The organism is Epibacterium sp. ABV4_022 (assembly GCF_056159345.1).
Map to the genome: position 1 here is coordinate 273,349 of NZ_JBSWVA010000001.1, position 18,376 is coordinate 291,724.

Genomic DNA, 18,376 nt, shown 5'->3' on the forward strand with positions numbered 1-18,376 from the left:
GCGCCTGACGTACCGTTAAAGTAGACAGCGGAGGTCTTCTGCGCGCTGATCAGCGCCAGGAGGAGCAGCATGGAATACGACTATGTCATCGTGGGCGGGGGCTCGGCCGGTTCCGTTCTGGCGGCGCGGCTGTCGGAGAACCCGGCCGTCACCGTTTGCCTGCTCGAGGCCGGGGGCCGCGGCGACGGGCTGCTGGTCCGCACCCCCGCGGCGGTTGTCGCGATGCTGCCGGGGCGGCCCAAGATCAACAACTGGGCTTATGAAACAGTGCCGCAGGCAGGGCTCAACGGGCGCAGAGGGTATCAGCCCCGGGGCAAGGCACTGGGCGGGTCAAGCGCGATCAACGCCATGCTTTATGTGCGCGGCCATGCGCGCGACTATGACGAATGGGCCACGCTTGGCTGTCCCGGTTGGGGGTGGCAGGACGTGCTGCCCTATTTCCGCCGGGCGGAGAACAATCAAACCGGCTGTGACCCGATGCATGGCGCCGATGGTCCGCTTCACGTCAGCGACCAGAAAGCGCCGCGCCCGGTGACGGAGGCATTTGTGCAGGCAGGGCAGGCCATGCAGATCCGCCGGAGCGAGGACTTCAATCGCGGCGACAACGAAGGCATCGGCTACTATCAGGTGACGCAGTTTCACGATCCCGCGCGCAATGGGCAGCGCTGTTCGGCAGCGGCTGCTTATCTGCATCCGGTGATGGGGCGTCCGAACCTGACCGTGCTGACGGGCGCCCATGCCACGCGGATTCTGTTTGAGGGCAAGCGCGCAACCGGGGTTGCCTACCGGCACCGGCGCAAACAGCGGCAAGTTCTGGCACGACGGGAGGTCCTGTTATGCGGCGGGGCCTTCAACTCGCCTCAGCTGTTGCAGCTGTCCGGTGTCGGGCGACCGCAGGATCTACAACCACACGGGATCGCGGTGCGGCACGCATTGCCGGGTGTGGGGCAGAACTTGCAGGATCATCTCGATTTCACCCTCGCCTACAAGACGCGCGATACGGACAATTTCGGGATTTCGCTTGCTGCCGGAGGGAAGCTTCTGCGGGAAATCCTGACATGGCGCCGAAGCGGGCGGAGCATGATTGCCACGCCTTTTGCCGAAGGCGCGGCCTTTTTGAAAACGGATCCCGCGTTTGACCGTCCGGATGTGCAGTTGCATTTCGTGATTGCCATTGTCGACGATCACGCGCGCAAGCTGCATCTTGGGCACGGGGTCAGCTGCCATGTCTGCTTGCTGCGCCCAAAATCGCGGGGCACCGTATCCCTCGCCTCGGCCGATCCTCTGGAGGCACCGTTGATTGATCCCCAGTTTCTGGCGGAGAACGACGATCTGGACGGGCTGTTGCGTGGCGTGCGGCTGACCCGGCGGCTCATGGCGCAGCAGCCGCTGGCCGACTACCTGACGAAAGAGCTGTTCATTGACGCCGAACCGGATGATGCCACGCTTGCAGCGCATATCAGGGACCGCGCCGACACCATCTATCACCCGGTGGGCACCTGCCGGATGGGCCGGGACCCCGACGCGGTCGTCGATCAGGAGCTGCGGGTGCACGGGCTGGACGGATTGCGGGTGATTGACGCGTCGATCATGCCGCGTCTCATTGGCGGCAATACCAACGCGCCCACGATCATGATCGCCGAAAAGGCGGCCGACATGATCCGGGGGCGACCAGGACCGGCTCCGGGCGGGCCGGAACACCACAGATAACAGGAAGGACATCCAATGCTTGGCAAGATGATGACGCAACCGCTGACCATCAGTTCGCTGATCGAGCACGCGGGCAAGTACCATGCCGGCACCACCGTGGCGTCGGTCGAAACCACCGGTGGCGTTGAACACACGACCTGGGGACAGGTTGCGGGCAACGCGCGCAGGCTTGCCGCGGCGTTGGATCGGCTTGGGCTGGCACCCGGCACCCGCTGCGGCACGATCGCCTGGAACAACCGTCGCCATCTGGAAATCTACTTTGGCGTCGCCGGGGCGGGTTATGTCTGCCACACGTTGAACCCGCGCCTGAAGCCCGAGCAGCTGATTTATATCATCAACCACGCCGAGGATGAGGTGCTGTTCATCGACGCCACCTTTGTGTCGGCCGTGGCCCAGTTGCGTCCGCACCTGCCGAAGCTGCGCTATGTGGTTCTAATGGGGCCGGAAGATGCCGAGGCCGCCGCCCAGATCGACGGGCTGCTGTTCTATGACACGCTGCTCGCCGCAGAGAGCGATGCTTATATCTGGCCCGATCTGGACGAGAACACCGCCTCCAGCCTGTGCTACACCTCGGGCACCACTGGCAATCCCAAGGGCGTGCTCTATACCCACCGCTCCACGGTGCTGCACTCGCTGGGCGGCAACCAGCCCGACGGTTTGGCGCTAGCGGCCCGCGACAGCGTCATGGCGGTGGTGCCGATGTTCCACGTGAACGCCTGGGGCGTTCCCTATATCACTGCCGCAGTTGGCGCCAAGCTGGTGTTGCCGGGGCCGCATCTTGATGGCGAAAGCCTGGTGAGGCTGATCGATGCCGAACAGGTCACCATTGCGCTGGGCGTGCCGACGATCTGGATGGGTCTGTTGCGGGCCCTGGAGACAACCGGAAGCAAGATCCCCAGCCTGGAGCGTACCGTGGTGGGCGGGTCGGCCTTGCCGTCGGTGATGATCCCCACATTCCGCGATACCTACGGGGTGGAGCTGATCCACGCCTGGGGGATGACCGAGACCAGCCCGCTTGGCACGCTCAATCAGCTCCTGCAGAAACACGCCGATCTGAGCGCCGCCGACAAAGGCGCGATCCGCACGGGGCAGGGGCGCCCGCCGTTTGGTGTGGAGCTGCGCATCGTCGACGAGGCCGGGGTCGCCCTGCCTGAGGACGGACAAACCCAAGGTGCGCTTCAGATCCGGGGGCATTGGATCATCGACACCTATTTTGGCCAGGAGCAGTCGGCGCTGAATGATGATGGATGGTTCGACACGGGCGACGTGGCGACCATAGATCCCGACGGGTACATGATCATTCGGGACCGGACAAAGGACATCATCAAATCGGGCGGCGAGTGGATCTCCACGGTCGAGCTGGAGGACATCGCCATGTCGCATCCTGGGATTGCTCAGGCAGCGGCGATCGCGGCGCGCCACCCCAAATGGGATGAACGGCCGGTGCTGATAGCGGTGAAATCCGACCCGGCGCTTACGGAGGTAGAGCTTCTTAAACACTATGATGGCAGGGTCGCCTCGTGGCAGGTCCCGGATGCGGTTGTGTTCGTGGATGCCTTGCCGCTCGGTGGAACCGGCAAGGTTCAGAAGAACAAGCTCCGCGAATCATATGGTGACCTGCTGTTGTGACAGCGTCAAAGGGGGCGGGAATTTGACCCGCCCCGACCGCCGCCACAAAGCGGCCACATTGTCGCCAGGAGCCTGCCTCAGGTTCACCCCCGAAAAGCCAGGATGGCCTAGATTTTGCCTTAGAAACCATACGTTTAGGCGTGTTACTGGGGCCAATTTTATCTGTTAAGACCTGGTTAAGGAACGCCTCTGTATCCCGGTTTTGGGTGAACAGAAAAGGTGGTGGGAACATGACTGCTCAGAGCAATGAAGCTCCGGTAATTATCAAGAAGGTGAAGAAAGTCAGCGGTGGTGGACACCATGGCGGTGCATGGAAGGTGGCCTATGCCGACTTCGTGACCGCGATGATGGCATTCTTCCTTCTGATGTGGCTCTTGAATGCAACCACGGAGAAACAGCGCAAGGGTCTGGCAGACTATTTTTCGCCCTCGATTCCGCTTGCGCGGGTGTCCGGTGGCGGCAACGGCGCCTTCCAGGGCGACACCATGTTCACCGAGGATGTGAAGCCGCAGAACGGGATTGGCGCGACCCGGGAAAATCCGACCGATGCCTCCCGCGCGCAGGGTGATTCCGGTGTCGCCGACAATCAGAAGAACGACGCCGCCGAAGAGGCCAGCTTCCGCAAGATCGAAGAGGCGCTGATGGGGCGCGGCGGCGAGAGCATGGTCAGCATTGATATGGCGCGCCACATCGTGACTCGCGTCACGGACGAAGGTCTCATTATCGAGTTGTTCGAAACCGATGATGCCAAGCTGTTTGAAGCGGGAAGCGAACGCCCCACGGCGCTGATGCGGGACCTGATGCGGATGGTGGCGCGGGTGACCGCCTCGGTAGAGAACGACGTCGCCATCAGCGGACACGTGGCCTCGACCCCGGTGGTGATCGCCAACAACCCGGTCTGGTCGCTCTCTCATGCCCGGGCGGACGCAACGCGGGAACACCTGCAGGCGGGCGGCATGAAGGCCAAGCGAATCTCGCGGGTGACCGGTCATGCTGATCGTGACCTTGCCTCCGGAAATCCGATGTCACCGCGAAACAACCGCGTCGAAATCACGCTCCTGCGGAAGTGACAGCCCCATAAAAGCAAGGCAAAAGCGGCTAACAGATAGATTGGATTTTATCTGTTAGCCGCACGTTAAGTACAAGCGCGGTAAGTGTTTCTGCGAGTAGATCTCAAGATGCAGCAGAAAGGCGTATCTCATGACCATTTCTTCTTCGCTGAATGCTGGCGTAGCCGGGCTTGCCGCGAACTCCAGCCGTTTGGCGGCGATTTCAGACAATATCGCTAATTCTTCGACCGCCGGTTATAAACGCGTCGTGACCTCATTTGAATCCATGGTCATCTCGCAATCCGGCGGCGCCTATGCCGCAGGTGGCGTATCGGTCAACAACGCGCGCATGATTGATGAGCGCAGCTCTCTGATCACCACCAGCAACTCCACCGACCTTGCCGTCGACGGCAAAGGGTTCCTGCCCGTCGCAAGCCTGGCGGAAGTCGAGGCCGGTGAAGACGCCACCATGCTGCTGACGACATCCGGCTCGTTCCGCACCAACGAAGAGGGGTATCTGACCACCTCGTCCGGTCTGGTGCTGCTCGGCTGGCCGGCGGATGCGGATGAAAGCTTCCCCACCGTCGCCCGTGATACCGATGATCCGCTGGAGGCGATCAAGTTTGATACCTCGCAGCTGAGCGCCGCGCCCACCACCGAAGTCAGCCTCGGTGTGAACCTGCCGGCAGAAAGTGCCGTGACCGGCGCTGCGGGTGATACCGAACAGAACACGATCCAGTATTTCGACAACCTCGGTGGTCAGCAGGATCTGGACATCGAATACACGCCGACTGGTCTCAACGACAACGAATGGACCATGACGCTGACCGATGGCGCGACCGGCACGGTTGTCGGGGACTATACCCTGACGTTTGATGACTCCGCCACGGGCAAGGGCACGCTGGACACGGTCACGACCACCACGGGCGGCGCCTATGACTCCACCACCGGCACCATCATCGTGACCACCGACAGCGGTCCGATCGAGATCGAAATCGGTGTGATGACACAGCTCTCCAGCGCCTTCTCGGCGGCAACGATCGAGAAAGATGGCTATGAGGCTGCGAGCTTTGCTGGCGTCGAGGTGGATGAGGGCGGTTTTGTACACGCGCTATATGAAAACGGCAGCAGCCGCATCGTGTATCAGATCCCGCTTGCGGACATGCCCAATGCCAACGGCATGAAGTCGCTGGACAGCCAGACCTTCATGCCCTCACCGGGCAGCGGTGCCTACTACCTGTGGGATGCCGGAGCGGGCCCGACCGGCACCGTGGCCAGCTATCGCCAGGAAGAATCCGCAACCGATGTGGCGACTGAGCTGACCTCGATGATCCAGACCCAGCGTGCCTATTCGTCCAACGCAAAGGTCATCCAGACCGTGGATGAAATGTTGCAGGAAACCACCAACATCAAGCGCTGATAAAATCGGCGCTTCCACTTGATGAAACATAGTCACAGAAGGTGATTTGGGATGTCTCTTTCGACTGCCCTCAATAGCGCGATGTCTGGCATCACGGCGGCCGGCAGGTCGACGTCGGTGGTGTCCGACAACCTCGCGAACGCCCTCACTGAAGGGTACTACAGGCGCACTCTGGATCTCAGCTCCAATGGGGCCGCGGGTGGCGTGAGCATCGGTTCGGTGCAGCGCATGATCGATCCCGCGATCCAGAAAAGTGTCCGGGCGGCGGAAGCGAACTTTGCCGCCACCTCGGTGACCTCCGATTTCTATGCGCGGATTTCTGAACAGGTCGGCACCGTAAACGATGGATATTCCATCGCCCAGCGGCTCACCGACCTTGAATCCGCGCTGATCGAAGCCACGTCACTGCCCGACTCCGATGCCCGACTGAACGACCTTTCGATGCAGGCCGAAGAGCTGGCGATGTCGATTCAGGATGCGGCCGAAGGCGTTGCGACCCTGCGGAACAAGGCCGAAGATTCCATCGTCTCCTTGGTCGACGGGCTGGAAACGGACCTGAAAAACCTCAATGATATGAACAAGAAGATCCTGGCTGCTGAAATTCGCGGTCAGGACACCTCGGGCCTGGAAGATCAGCGCGACAACCTGATCGATTCCATCAACGAGGTCATCCCGGTTCAGATCTACCAGCGCGACAACAATCAGACCGCGCTTTACACGACATCCGGTATTAAGCTGATCGACGGCGGTTCCGTAGCGGAGTTTTCCTTCGACGAAACCCCGCTCGTGACCCCCTATATGACCATCGACAATGGTCAGCTGTCGGGATTGGAAATCGACGGAAAATCCATCGATACCTCGATCAACGGCAGGATCGGCGGTGGCAGCCTTGCCGCGCAATTCCATGTTCGGGATGTGGCGTCGGTGCAGGCGCAGGAAGATCTGGATACCATGGCCGGCGATCTGATCGAACGGTTTCAGGATCCCACGGTGGATACGACACTGGGTGCGACAGATCCCGGGATCTTTACCGACGGTGGTGGGTTCTACGACAACACCAACGAGTTGGGCATCGCCAACCGCATCGAGATCAACAGCACCATCGCGATGAGCGGGGATGCGGAAACCTGGCGCCTGCGCGACGGCCTCAATGCCACCGGCATCGGCAACAAGGGTGACACCACCATCCTGAACAACTACGGCGCCGCGCTGGAGGCCAGCAACACGATTTCCTCTGCGGGTCTTGGGACCGGCGATTACAGCGCCTATGAAATCGCCTCCAACCTGATGACGAATTTCACTCAGGAGAACACCTGGGCGGAACAGGAACTGGCGTTTTCCTCTGCAATCTTCTCCGACATCCAGGCCCGCGAGCTGGAGCAGGGCGTCGATACCGACTCCGAACTCCAGACGCTGATGATGATCGAGACAATCTATGCCGCGAACGCCCGGATGATCCAGGCGATCGATGAAATGATGCAGGAACTGATGAGGCTCTAAGCTATGAATGTGCAATCCTTTGGTGACATGGCGCAGTATCTGTTTCTGCGCGGTCGGTCAGTCGAACTCAACAAAACCCTGGATACGTTGACCCAGGAAATGAGCACGGGCATCGCCTCCAACCTGCCAGAGCGCCTCGGTGGCGATCTGGGGTTTGTGGCAGATCTTGAACGCTCGATTTCCAAGATGGACAGCTACCAGGTCGCCGCGCAGGAGGCTGCGCTTCTGTCCTCCACCGCGCAGGACTACCTCGAGCGGATCAACGACAACGCACTGAACCTCGGTGCGGACATCCTGTCTCTGTCCAGCACCTCGAATGACACCACGGCGCAAGAACTCGCCGCCCAGTCGATGACCTTCCTGCGCGAGACCATCTCCAACCTGAACGGTCAACTGTCCGGTCGCAGCCTGTTTGCGGGGACCGACACCGGCGCAACCCCGCTGGAAAGCGCGGACACGATGATGACCGCGCTCGTTGCGGAAGTGGGTGCGTTGACCGATGTGGATGACATCACGCAAGCGGTGCAGGACTGGTTCGATGATCCCGCCGGGTTTGACGCGATCATGTACAATGGTTCCACCGATGACATGAGCGCGGTGCGTATCGGCGCGAATGAAGAGGTGAACTTTGCCCTTCGGGCAGACGATGACCGCTTCAAACAGGCGATGAAGAGCTTTGCGCTCGGCGCCTTGGCCAGCGAGGACTATCTGGGCCATCTGTCCACGGTCGAAAGCTCCGCTCTTGTTGAACGGGCCGGCACCGAACTGATGAATGCGCAATCGGAACTGACAGATGTCCAGTCCGACATCGGCTTCATCGAGGCGCGCATTTCCGAAACTCAAACGCGCAACGCCGCAGCGCTGACGTCGATGGGCACCACGCTCAACGACCTGATCCTGGCCGACCCGGCCGAAACCGCCAGCCGTATCGAGGAGGTGGAGTTCCAATTGGAAGCTCTCTATTCGATCACGGTGCGGTCCTCGCAACTTAACCTGCTGAACTACATGTAATGCGTAAGGTTCTGTATATCCTGATGACATGCCTGCTGATGCCAACGCTGGTGCAGGCCAATGCAATTCGTCTCAAGGACCTCGTCGAATTCGACGGTGTCCGGGGCAACGATCTGGTCGGCTACGGTCTCGTGGTTGGCCTGGACGGCACCGGGGACGGGTTGCGCAACTCGCCCTTCACCGAAGAGATCATGACCAACATTCTGGAACGCCTCGGGGTCAATGTGACCGGCGAACAGTTCCGCCCCAAGAATGTCGCGGCTGTCTTTGTCACCGCCACCTTGCCACCATTCGCGCGCGTCGGCGGGACCATCGATGCCACGGTGTCGGCGATCGGCGACTCCAGCAGCCTGTTGGGTGGGACACTGATCATGACTCCGCTCAACGCAGCGGATGGCCAGATCTATGCGGTTGCGCAGGGCACCATTCTTGCAGGGGGCGCGGTGGCAGAGGGTGAAGCCGCTACGGTAACGCAAGGCGTGCCCACCTCCGGCGTGATCCCCTCAGGGGCTCGGGTGGAGCGCGAGATCGAATTCGATCTGTCCTCGCTCAATTCGATGCGCCTGGCATTGCGGGAGCCCGATTTCACCACGGCCGGCCGGATCGAACAGGCGATCAACAGCGAGTTTGGTCGCAATGTCGCGGTGATGCGTGACTCCGGCACTGTCGAGGTCAACATCCAGCGCACCAATGCCCGCTCCACCGCGCATGCGGTTGGTCGCATGGAAAACGTCCTGGTCGAACCGCAGCGCAAGGCGCGTGTCGTTGTCGACCAACGCTCCGGCACCATCGTGATGGGCAGCGATGTGCGCATCTCTCACGTTGCTGTTGCACAGGGGAACCTGACCCTGCGGGTTGAAGAAGCCCCGCTGGTCTCGCAACCCAACCCCTTTGCGGATGGCGAAACGGTGGTTGTTCCACGCACCGGCGCCGCCATCGACGAAGAGGAAGGCGTGCAGCTGGCCGAAGTGCGCGAGACCACATCCCTGTCCGAAGTTGTAGCGGGTCTCAATGCCCTTGGGGTCTCGCCGCGCGACATGATCGACATCCTGAAGAGTCTCAAGGCTGCAGGGGCGCTACATGCGGAGTTCGTCGTGCGTTGACCCGCCTGACCTCAGCCCCCTGATGAAACACCCCGGGAGACCCGCCCGGGGTGTTTCTCTTTGTGCGCGGGCGCCAGGCAGCTCCGCGGATGTTGCGCACTGCTGACGGATCATGAGAGCTGTGCCGCCCACCTCTCCCACGCAGACGGGCCTGGGGGCTGGATCGGAAATATGGTGTTCAGCGGCTTGGATGCGCGAGCCCCCCGGGCAATGTCCTTGCTGGTGTCGCGAAACGATCTGACCGTTCAGGCCATACCCCTGGATGACATGCGGGATGAAGCCGCCGCGATGGAGGATGTCCGTCTCTGCTGTCGCTGGCTTGTGCACTTTATTAGGGCGCAGTTGGGTTGCGCGTCCGGTCACGTTTGCTGGGTGGGAGCCATGGAAGCGCCCTCTGTGCACCGGGTTATCGCGGTGTCAAAACCCACATCCGCAGATGCAAAAAGCCCCCGCTCCGGGCGACGGAGCGAGGGCTGTGGTGGTGTGCTGAGGCGTGCGTCAGCTTGGGTAGTAGCTGCGGACCAATGCGGTGGCGATCAGGCTCCAGCCGTCCGCGACCACGAAGAAGGCCAGCTTGAACGGCAGGGAAACCAGCGCCGGTGGGACCATCATCATCCCCATGGACATCAACACCGTGGCGGTCACCAGGTCGATCACCAGAAACGGCAGAAACACGAGAAACCCGATTTCAAAGGCACGCGTGATCTCTGACAGCATGAAGCTTGGGATCAGGACGGAGAGCGGTGCCTCGGGGGTCGGGTCTATGCCTTCGGTTCCGGGACGCAGATCCGCGATCGCATAGAACGTATCCGGGTCCAGCCGGTTCGCCATGAACCCTCGGAAGGGGACGACGGCGCGTTCAAGTGCCGGCACCACTTCGAGCTGCTCGTCCAGAAGCGGCGCGATGCCCACATTCCATGCTTCGGTGAAGACCGGCTCCATGACGAAATACGTCAAAAACAGCGCCAGGCTGATCATCAGCATGTTCGGAGGCGCCTGCTGCAGGCCGATGGCCTGCCGCAGAATGGACAGCACGGTGACCAGAAACGGAAAACAGGTGATCATGATCAACAGACCCGGCGCAATGCTGAGCACCGTGATAAGCAGGATCAACTGAATGGTCCGAGCCGAAATCGATTGTCCGTCTGCGAGGTCAAGGCTCAGTTCTTGAGCCAGCGCTACCTGAGGCAGCATCAGCAGTGCAATGGCTGCCAATGCCCCCAGAGCGAAGAGTTTACGTGTCATCCCAGCCCGCTTTGCAAATCGGCAATTTCAGTCAGCCGGACGGCCAGTTGTCCCGCCTGGTCGCCCTCCATCTCTTCCAGTTGCCCGCGTGCCACCAGGCGGTCGCCGACGTAGAGATCGACTGGATCCTCGACTTTCTTGTCCAGGGTCAGGATGGCGTTCTCGCCCAGATTGACGAGATCCCGGATCAAGGGGCGCGCCTTGCCCACGGAGACAATGACTTCCACCGGCACCGATACAAAGGGGTTCGCGGCATCGGCCGATTTGGGGTTCAGTTCACCGGACTCATCCATAGTGGCTTTCCTCTTTGAATTGGTAGGAGAAGGCATCAATTGAATCGCGGATCGATTCGATCAGGGCCTCGGAGTTCAGTTCACGTTCGCATTTGCCAACGCGCAGCTGCGCCTGTCCGGGAGACAGACCCGCATCCTCGCGCACGCGGACGTCGGATGTGGGCTCCTCGCCCAGCAGCGCGCGTACCGCATTCCCCTCACCGGCAGCGACAACGACCTCCATCGGCTCGTTGATCTGACCCTTTGCCATCTCGCTCAGGTGATCGATGACATGATGGCCAAAGGTCGCGGCCATGGTGTCAGGCAGGATGACGGAGGTCAGGACCTTGAACATGGGATCAAGCGATTCCATCAACTGCGTCTGCGCTTCGTGATAGGTGAAGGTGAGGTCTTCGAGCGATCCGGCAAGGGTTGCGGAGATCCGTGTCGTCTCCTTGTCCTTGGCGTCGATCGCATCGTCCCAGCCTGCGGTGTAGCCCTTTTCAAAGGATACAAGCTTGGCTTCTTCCACGATTTCCTCGGAGAAGTTGCTCACGGGTTCGACCGGAGTCTTCACGCCGAAATCTTCCAGAAGATGTGCAATGGTCATCAGGCACGCTCCTCGTTGTTTTCTTCAAGCCACCCGCGCAGGATCTGCACGGTCTCTTCCTGACGCTCGCCGATCATCGAGCGCAAACGGTCCACCGGATCGTCGCTCATGCCGCCGCCGCCAAAGCTGTTGAGCCCATCGCCCATGCCCGGCAGGCCGCCCATGCCGCCCATCGGGTCGAACTGATCGTCCTCGCCATTGTCGATCTCGCCATCGAGCGCGATGCCAGCACCGAGATTGGGGTTGGTCATGAACCCCGAATCGCCGCCCATGGCAGGCAACTCCGGCAGGCCGCCGGCAGGGGCAGGGCCATCGGGACCCGGCAGCGCTTTCACCGATGCACCGTTGCCGGCGAGGATCGGACGCACCACAAAGAGCCCGAGGATCAGCGCGACCACTGCCAGGGCAGCCATCTGGATAATCGACATGACATCAAAGTAGAGATTGTCGAAGAATGACGCCTCGGCTGTGGTGCCTTGCGGTTCCACATTCGGCAGATCCATGGATTTCAGGGTGATGACATCACCGCGTTCCGCGTCGAAACCAACGGCGGCGGAAATCAACTCGCGCAGGGCGTCGAGTTCATCCTGGGGGCGCGGCTCGAAGACGGTCTGACCCTCATCGCCGCTCTCTGTGGTGATACCATTGATCAGCACCGCAACCGTGAGGCGCTTGATCGCACCGGGTCCACGGATAATTTCTTTTTCGGTTTCCGAGATCTCGTAGTTCACACGCTCGCGCGTTGCGTTGGTATTGGCGCGAGAGCCTTCACCGGTGCCGGCATCACCATCCGGGATATTCGAGGCCACAGTGACCTCCCCCGCCTGATTCTGCGAGCTGTCGGTGCGTTCTTCGACATCGGTGCTGATGGCAACGCGGCTGTCGGGATCAACCCGCTTTTCGCGAATGGATTCCGTGTCGGTTACGGTTTCAACACTGATTTCAACGACCGCGTTGCCTTGTCCAACGCGCGCTTCGACCAGGCGCAAGACCCGTTCACGCAGCGTTTGAGAGCGATCGTCCGTGCCCGCGCCCGCGGCCGCCGCGGCCTCTGGAGACCCGATCAACGCGCCATTGGCATCAATCACCGCAACATTATCCACTGCGAGACCGGCCACGGCTGAAGCAACCAGGAAGCGAATCGCGTTGGCCTGCGACGGGGTGATCGGGGTTCCCATTGGGGTGACCGAGACCGAGGCCGTGGGTTCGATGGTTCTCTGAAACGGGTTGTTGCTGGTGTTGGCGATATGAACACGCGCTTGGGTGACATGGGGGTTGGCGACAATGGTGCGGGCCAGCTCCCCTTCTTTGGCGCGCCAATAGGCGGCGTCAAACATCTGCGATGTCGTCCCAAAACCGCTGAGCGAATCGAGGAGTTCATACCCTTTGCCGCCATTGGCGGGCAGACCCTGGCTTGCCAGCGTCATTCTCAATTCATCGCGTTTGTTTGCGGGGACATAGATGGATCCACCGCGAACTTCATAGTCGACAGCACTCTGTTCCAGAGCGCTGACCACATCTCCGGCCGAGCTGCTTTCGAGCCCGGCATATAGTAGTTGCATGGTTGGCTTGTTGGCCACCATGGACATCAGGAAGAAGGTGAAGATCACGGCGAGTGTCGCCCCGATTCCCATCATCCGCTTCCGCGTGTCCAAACCTGCCCAGACATTCTTGATCTGCTGCACATTAACCTCCGTCGCACCGGCGTTCTCTCCGGCCTGCAACCCTTTTCTCCGATTGGCCTTAACATTCGGTTAGTTCCTGTCGGGTTATGAACGGGGTGCACGACGTTTTAGGAAAAGCCATGACAGACGCTGTAGCTGATGTAGAAACAGAAGGATCGGCGAAGAAGAGTAAGATGCCCCTTATCATTGGGCTCGTACTTGCCATTGCCGGTGCAGGGGGCGGGTTTTACGCCGTTCAGTCAGGCCTTCTTCCCTTTGGGAGCACTCAGGCGCCGGAAGATGCGCATGCGACCAAAGAGGCACCAGAAGGTGTGAGCAAAGGTGAGTCGGCGGAAGAGATCGCCAGCCTCGCCTTTATCGAAATGGAACCGATCGTGATCACGCTGAACAAAGCCAGCGGTGTTCAACAGCTTCGGTTCCGTGCGCAACTCGAGGTCAACCAGGCCGATCAGGCCGAGGTTGAAAAAGTCCTCCCCAGGGTTGTCGATGTTCTGAACAGTTATCTGCGGGCGCTGGAGCTTGAGGATATGACCGATCCGATGGCCTTGCCGAAACTGCGGGCACAGATGCTACGGCGGATCAATATCGCGACCGGTCAAGGGCGCGTGCGCGATCTGCTGATCATGGATTTCGTACTCAACTAGGAGGACAGGATGGAACTTATTGCTGATATCCTGCTTGCGGCCGGAGCACTGGGTGCCGGGTTTTATTGCCTGGTGCTGTCGCGCCGTCTGAAACGCTTCAATGATCTCGAAAAAGGGGTCGGAGGCGCGGTGGCGGTGCTCTCATCGCAAGTAGATGACTTGAACAAATCGCTGGTGGCAGCCCGTCAGATGTCTGACGGATCCAGCCGGGCCCTGGAGCAGCTGACCGGACGCGCCGAATCGGTGGCGCACAAGCTGGAGCTGATGATGGCGTCGATGCACGACATCGCGCCGCAGCAGGATGCTCAGCCGGCCGCTCAGTCGGCCGCCCAGGCAACCGAGGAAAACGACGCCTTGGCCGAAGCGTATGAAGCGGATGCGCAAGTGGAGGAGCCGGCCGAGCCGGTTCAACCCGAGCCGCAGGAGGAGTCGAAACCTGCGGGGCTGATGTTTGTGCGTCACAACCGGAATCAGAACCGGGTGGCGTGATGGCGAAGGCAGACAAATCCAAGAAGATGGAAAAGGCCAAGCGTGGCACATTGATGTTGCTGGCCGTGTTCCTGATGGGCTCTGCAGCTGTCCGCATCGCGCTGGAGGCTGGTCCGGCGATCGCGCGCGAAGTGGCGGAGCTTCAATCCGACGCGCCGAACGAACAGGCCGGGCCAATGACGCGACAGGCGGTTCCCGATTCGGCGGAAATGCAGGCGATGCTGGCAGCCTTCAAGAAGCGCGAAGCCATGCTTGATGAGCGCGAAGCCGAGATCGAAGACCGCATGAAGGCGCTCGAGATCGCGGATGAGGCGATCGAGAAGAAGCTGACGGATCTTCAGCAGGCGGAACAGAAACTGCTGGCAACACTGGCCCTGGCGGACGGTGCGGCTGAAGCGGATGTCACCACGCTGACCTCTGTCTATGAGCAGATGAAGCCCAAGGACGCAGCGGCGCTGTTTGAGGAAATGGATCCGAGTTTTGCCGCCGGTTTTCTGGCGCGGATGCGTCCCGATGCGGCCGCTGGCATCATGGCCGGTCTGAGCCCCGAAGCCGCCTATACGATCAGCGTTGTGCTGGCCGGACGAAATGGTGAGGTGCCCAAGGAGTAACTTGGGCGCGCACTCAGCCTTTCTTAACAAGACTCGCCTACCTTCAAAGTAGTGACGGAATTTGGAGCTTACCTATGATCGGGATTGTAGGGATCATCGTGATCTTTGCCATGGTGTTTGGTGGTTACCTTCTTGCAGGGGGTAAACTGGGCATCATCCTCAAGTCTCTCCCTTTCGAGATGATGATGATTGGCGGTGCGGCGATCGGGGCGTTCCTGATCAGCAATGACATGGGCGGCGTCAAGCACACGCTCAAGGACATGGGAAAGGTCTTCAAGGGACCGAAGTGGAAACCTGATGACTACAAGGATCTACTCTGTCTGCTGTTCGCCCTGATTCGTATCGCTCGGGCCAACCCGGTCGAGGTCGAACAGCATATCGAAGACCCTGAAAACTCTACGGTCTTTGGCAAATACCCAAAAATCCTTGCGGACAAGGAAGCGGTCAACTTGATCAGCGACACCATGCGTTCTGCATCCATGAACTATGATGACCCGCATCAGGTGGAGGAGGTTCTGGAGAAGCGGATCGAGGCGAACCTGCACCACGCGCTGCATTCAAGCCATGCGCTGCAGACCATGGCTGACGGTCTGCCAGCCCTTGGGATTGTTGCGGCGGTTCTGGGGGTCATCAAGACCATGGCCTCGATCGACCAGCCGCCAGAAGTTCTGGGTAAGATGATCGGCGGCGCGCTTGTGGGGACGTTCCTCGGGGTGTTCCTCTCCTACGGTCTGGTCGCGCCCTTTGCGGGCAAGGTGAAATCCGTGGTCGAGGAAGACGCGCATTTCTATCAGTTGATACGTGAGGTTCTCGTCGCGAATCTTCACAACCACGCCGCAGCCATCTGTATCGAAGTGGGGCGTCAGAACACGCCATCCCACATCCGGCCCGGGTTCTCCGAGCTGGAGGAAGCTTTGAATGAAGTGAAACAGGACGCAGCATGATCTCGCGAGCAATCGCATATGCCACCGCAATGGTGATAGCCGGATACGCAAGCGCGCAGACCATTGTCGCCAGGTCCGGAGAACACGAGGATTTTACACGTCTGGTAATGCGAATTCCGGATGGTGTGGAATGGTCTCTGACGCAGAGCGACCGTATTGCGACAATCAACGTCGGATCGCCGACCGCGGTGTTCAATACGCGCAACGTGTTTGATCTGATCCCCCGCACCCGGGTCCGCTCTGTGAGCCAGACCGGCCCGGGGCAACCGCTCCGGATCGAACTGGGGTGCGAGTGCGCCGTGGACTATTATCAGCAGGCCGATGGCTATCTTGTCGTGGACGTTCGGGAAGGCCGGTCGCTGAAACTGGATGCGCCAGCGGACACAACCAGCCTGCCCCTTACATTTCCGTCCGCCGTGATCGGGGGCGGCTTTCAACTTGGCCAACAGGATTTGGCCAGTGCGCGGGTTGCAATGGACCTGGCGGATGCTGTGGCCCAAACCTTTGGCACAGCTCAGCAAAGCCCGCGGCATACTGGTCCCGTCCAGTTGCCATTGAATGCAGCCGATCCGGATGGCGCCCCGCTAGAGGGAACAGGTGCCGGTGGTACGCAATTGGCCGAGGATACACCCGAGGTCGGTGCGAACGAAAAAACCGAAGATGGTAAATCAGAACCTGCCTCGCTGGAGTCGGATGCCAGCCTGTTGATGGATCTCGACGAGAACCGGCGGGCGGCAATGGTCAATGATACCGAAGCGCGAATCCTGCAACAGATCGGACGCGCCAGCGATCAGGGGTTGCTGCAACCGACAGATCAGGACGCCGCGACCAACCAGCTTGATCCGCTTGGCAACGAGAACCGGCCGCTCAATCCGCTGGACAATATTTCGGTGACATCGGCCATCGACCGTGAAACCGGCTTGCTGGCCGTCGGAGCCGGAGGCGATTCTCAGGACACGCATTGCATTGCGGATCGCGAACTGGCGATTCACGATTGGGGTGATGATCAGCCGTTTTCCGAGCAGATCAGTGCGCTGCGCAACAAGATCCTTGGTGAATTTGACCAGGTGAATCGCGAGGCGACCCTTCGACTGGCACGCACCTATCTGTATTTTGGTTTTGGTGCCGAGGCGGCCGCGACCTTGAACCTGATCCCGGACGATGATCTGCCAACGCGGTCCCGCGAGATCATGACGACCATGGCTCGAATCCTCGATTCTGCGGATTTGCCCGTGAACACCGTTTTCTCCGGTCAGCAAACCTGCGGCGGAGATGCGGCCTTCTGGGCGGCGATGTCGGACGGTGTTGTGAAAAAAAGCGCCAACACCGATGCCATCCAGCAGGCCTTTGCCAAGATGCCGCCTCACCTTCGGGTTCAGCTGGGTCCAAGGGTCAGCACCTTCTTCGCCGAAGCGGGTGATCCCCATGTTGCCAAAGTCGCGATGCGCGCCGTGGAGCGTACCGGCGTCGAGAACATTCCTGATCGCAATCTGGCAGAAGCGGCCATCGCCGCACTTGAGGGAGACAGTGACGCGGTTGCTCGCAACCTGACGGAAGAAGTCGCTGCGCAGAGTGAAAATACGCCGCGTGCTCTGATCGACCTGATCGAGCTGAGCTTTCAAGAACGGCGGGCTTTGTCTCCGGATGTGCCAGAGTTGGCGGCATCTTACGAGTTGGAAAACCGCGATACGGAACTTGGTGCGGATCTGCGTGTGGCTGAGGTCACCGCGCTGGCGCTGGTTGGCCGCTTTGACGAGGCTTCTGCGCGGTTCAATAGGCTCACGGCCCGCGACGGGGTCGCGGCGCGCAACCGGGCAAACATTCCGTTCATGACCTTGCTGACGGAAAACGCGGATGATGTCACTTTCCTCAAATATGGCCTCATTTTTGCCGAGGACAGTGGCGCAACACGTGCAGCGCAGGTCGGAGAGATGGTCGCGCGACGCCTGCTGGATCTGGGCTTTCCCGAGCAGGCAGAGAACCTTCTGCGCAAGATGAGCCTGGAGCCGGGCAATCAAAACCGACGCATGATGAGTGCTGAAGCACATTTGGCTATGGAGCAACCGCAGCGTGCATTGGTGGAGTTGATGGGGCTTGAAGGTGAGCAGGCGGATCGCATGCGCGCCAAGGCCCTGTGGTTGAACAAGGAATACAATCGCGCCAGCGAGTACATGCTGTCCGCACAGGAGTTGAACGAGGCTGCCCGTGGTTTCTGGCACTCGGAAGATCGTCAGGCCGTGGAAACACTGGATCAGGACCGGGCGCCATTCCGTGCCGTTTCCGATCTGACGGATCAGATTGATGCGGCGGTGCGCGAACCACAAGGACTGCCACCGCTGGCCGAAGCGCGCGCGCTGGTCGAAAGCAGTATGGGCGCACGCAGTTCGATCGAAGAGCTGTTGCGGCAGGTTGAACGCGACACAGCCGCAGACGAACCGTAATGCGATAACTCTG

16 protein-coding genes are annotated in these 18,376 nt (G+C 60.4%); 12 read left to right on the plus strand and 4 right to left on the minus strand.

Annotation, left to right across the window (positions count from 1 at the left end; all coding sequences use genetic code 11):
- The first annotated feature begins 69 nt into the window (after positions 1-69).
- The 7 genes from ACXAF5_RS01295 (at position 70) to ACXAF5_RS01325 (ending at position 9,422) form a co-directional block, all read left to right on the plus strand.
- Positions 70-1,710: a GMC family oxidoreductase gene (locus ACXAF5_RS01295; RefSeq protein ID WP_474945262.1), complete on the plus strand. Its 1,641-nt coding sequence runs from the start codon at positions 70-72 to the stop codon at positions 1,708-1,710.
- Between the two features lie 15 nt (positions 1,711-1,725).
- Complete coding sequence (locus tag ACXAF5_RS01300; protein ID WP_474945263.1) at positions 1,726-3,339, plus strand: long-chain-fatty-acid--CoA ligase; 1,614 nt, start codon at positions 1,726-1,728, stop codon at positions 3,337-3,339.
- 230 nt (positions 3,340-3,569) lie between these two features.
- A complete protein-coding gene (locus ACXAF5_RS01305; protein WP_239322187.1) occupies positions 3,570-4,409 on the plus strand; it encodes a flagellar motor protein MotB in 840 nt (279 codons plus the stop codon).
- Between the two features lie 130 nt (positions 4,410-4,539).
- The gene (locus ACXAF5_RS01310; protein ID WP_239322186.1) at positions 4,540-5,808 is read left to right on the plus strand and encodes a flagellar hook protein FlgE; all 1,269 of its coding nucleotides are present in this window, start codon (positions 4,540-4,542) and stop codon (positions 5,806-5,808) included.
- 51 nt (positions 5,809-5,859) lie between these two features.
- Positions 5,860-7,308 (plus strand): flagellar hook-associated protein FlgK, encoded by a 1,449-nt coding sequence (gene flgK / locus ACXAF5_RS01315; protein WP_474945264.1) that lies wholly within the window; start codon positions 5,860-5,862, stop codon positions 7,306-7,308.
- Between the two features lie 3 nt (positions 7,309-7,311).
- Entirely contained in the window at positions 7,312-8,319 is a 1,008-nt protein-coding gene (locus tag ACXAF5_RS01320; RefSeq protein WP_239322184.1) for a flagellin, read from the plus strand.
- Positions 8,319-9,422 carry a flagellar basal body P-ring protein FlgI gene (locus ACXAF5_RS01325; protein ID WP_239322183.1) on the plus strand — a complete coding sequence of 368 codons (1,104 nt, stop codon included), beginning with the start codon at positions 8,319-8,321 and terminating at the stop codon, positions 9,420-9,422. The genes ACXAF5_RS01320 and ACXAF5_RS01325 overlap by 1 nt, the downstream gene beginning before the upstream one ends.
- A gap of 498 nt (positions 9,423-9,920) precedes the next feature.
- Here the strand turns inward: ACXAF5_RS01325 and fliP are convergent, their stop codons facing one another.
- From fliP to fliF, 4 genes are read right to left on the minus strand one after another with little or no spacing between them, the layout of a single operon-like run.
- Positions 9,921-10,667 carry a flagellar type III secretion system pore protein FliP gene (gene fliP / locus ACXAF5_RS01330; RefSeq protein WP_239322182.1) on the minus strand — a complete coding sequence of 249 codons (747 nt, stop codon included), beginning with the start codon at positions 10,665-10,667 and terminating at the stop codon, positions 9,921-9,923.
- Positions 10,664-10,960 (minus strand): FliM/FliN family flagellar motor switch protein, encoded by a 297-nt coding sequence (locus ACXAF5_RS01335; RefSeq protein ID WP_239322181.1) that lies wholly within the window; start codon positions 10,958-10,960, stop codon positions 10,664-10,666. The genes fliP and ACXAF5_RS01335 overlap by 4 nt, the downstream gene beginning before the upstream one ends.
- The gene (locus ACXAF5_RS01340; protein WP_239322180.1) at positions 10,953-11,549 is read right to left on the minus strand and encodes an ABC transporter ATP-binding protein; all 597 of its coding nucleotides are present in this window, start codon (positions 11,547-11,549) and stop codon (positions 10,953-10,955) included. Before ACXAF5_RS01340 ends, ACXAF5_RS01335 begins: the two co-directional genes overlap by 8 nt.
- Positions 11,549-13,234, minus strand: a complete 1,686-nt coding sequence (fliF, locus tag ACXAF5_RS01345; protein WP_474945265.1) for a flagellar basal-body MS-ring/collar protein FliF — start codon at positions 13,232-13,234, stop codon at positions 11,549-11,551. Before fliF ends, ACXAF5_RS01340 begins: the two co-directional genes overlap by 1 nt.
- Positions 13,235-13,353: 119 nt before the next feature.
- On the opposite strand from fliF, the gene ACXAF5_RS01350 reads away from it, so the two are divergent.
- The 5 genes from ACXAF5_RS01350 to ACXAF5_RS01370 all read left to right on the plus strand — a co-directional run bounded on the left by ACXAF5_RS01350 (position 13,354) and on the right by ACXAF5_RS01370 (position 18,363).
- Positions 13,354-13,878, plus strand: a complete 525-nt coding sequence (locus ACXAF5_RS01350) for a flagellar basal body-associated FliL family protein (RefSeq protein WP_239322178.1) — start codon at positions 13,354-13,356, stop codon at positions 13,876-13,878.
- A gap of 9 nt (positions 13,879-13,887) precedes the next feature.
- Positions 13,888-14,367 (plus strand): hypothetical protein, encoded by a 480-nt coding sequence (locus tag ACXAF5_RS01355; protein ID WP_474945266.1) that lies wholly within the window; start codon positions 13,888-13,890, stop codon positions 14,365-14,367.
- Complete coding sequence (locus ACXAF5_RS01360) at positions 14,367-14,978, plus strand: MotE family protein (RefSeq protein WP_239364000.1); 612 nt, start codon at positions 14,367-14,369, stop codon at positions 14,976-14,978. Before ACXAF5_RS01355 ends, ACXAF5_RS01360 begins: the two co-directional genes overlap by 1 nt.
- 74 nt (positions 14,979-15,052) lie before the next feature.
- Entirely contained in the window at positions 15,053-15,922 is an 870-nt protein-coding gene (motA, locus tag ACXAF5_RS01365; RefSeq protein ID WP_239322175.1) for a flagellar motor stator protein MotA, read from the plus strand.
- Positions 15,919-18,363 (plus strand): hypothetical protein, encoded by a 2,445-nt coding sequence (locus tag ACXAF5_RS01370; RefSeq protein ID WP_474945267.1) that lies wholly within the window; start codon positions 15,919-15,921, stop codon positions 18,361-18,363. The genes motA and ACXAF5_RS01370 overlap by 4 nt, the downstream gene beginning before the upstream one ends.
- Positions 18,364-18,376 lie beyond the last annotated feature (13 nt).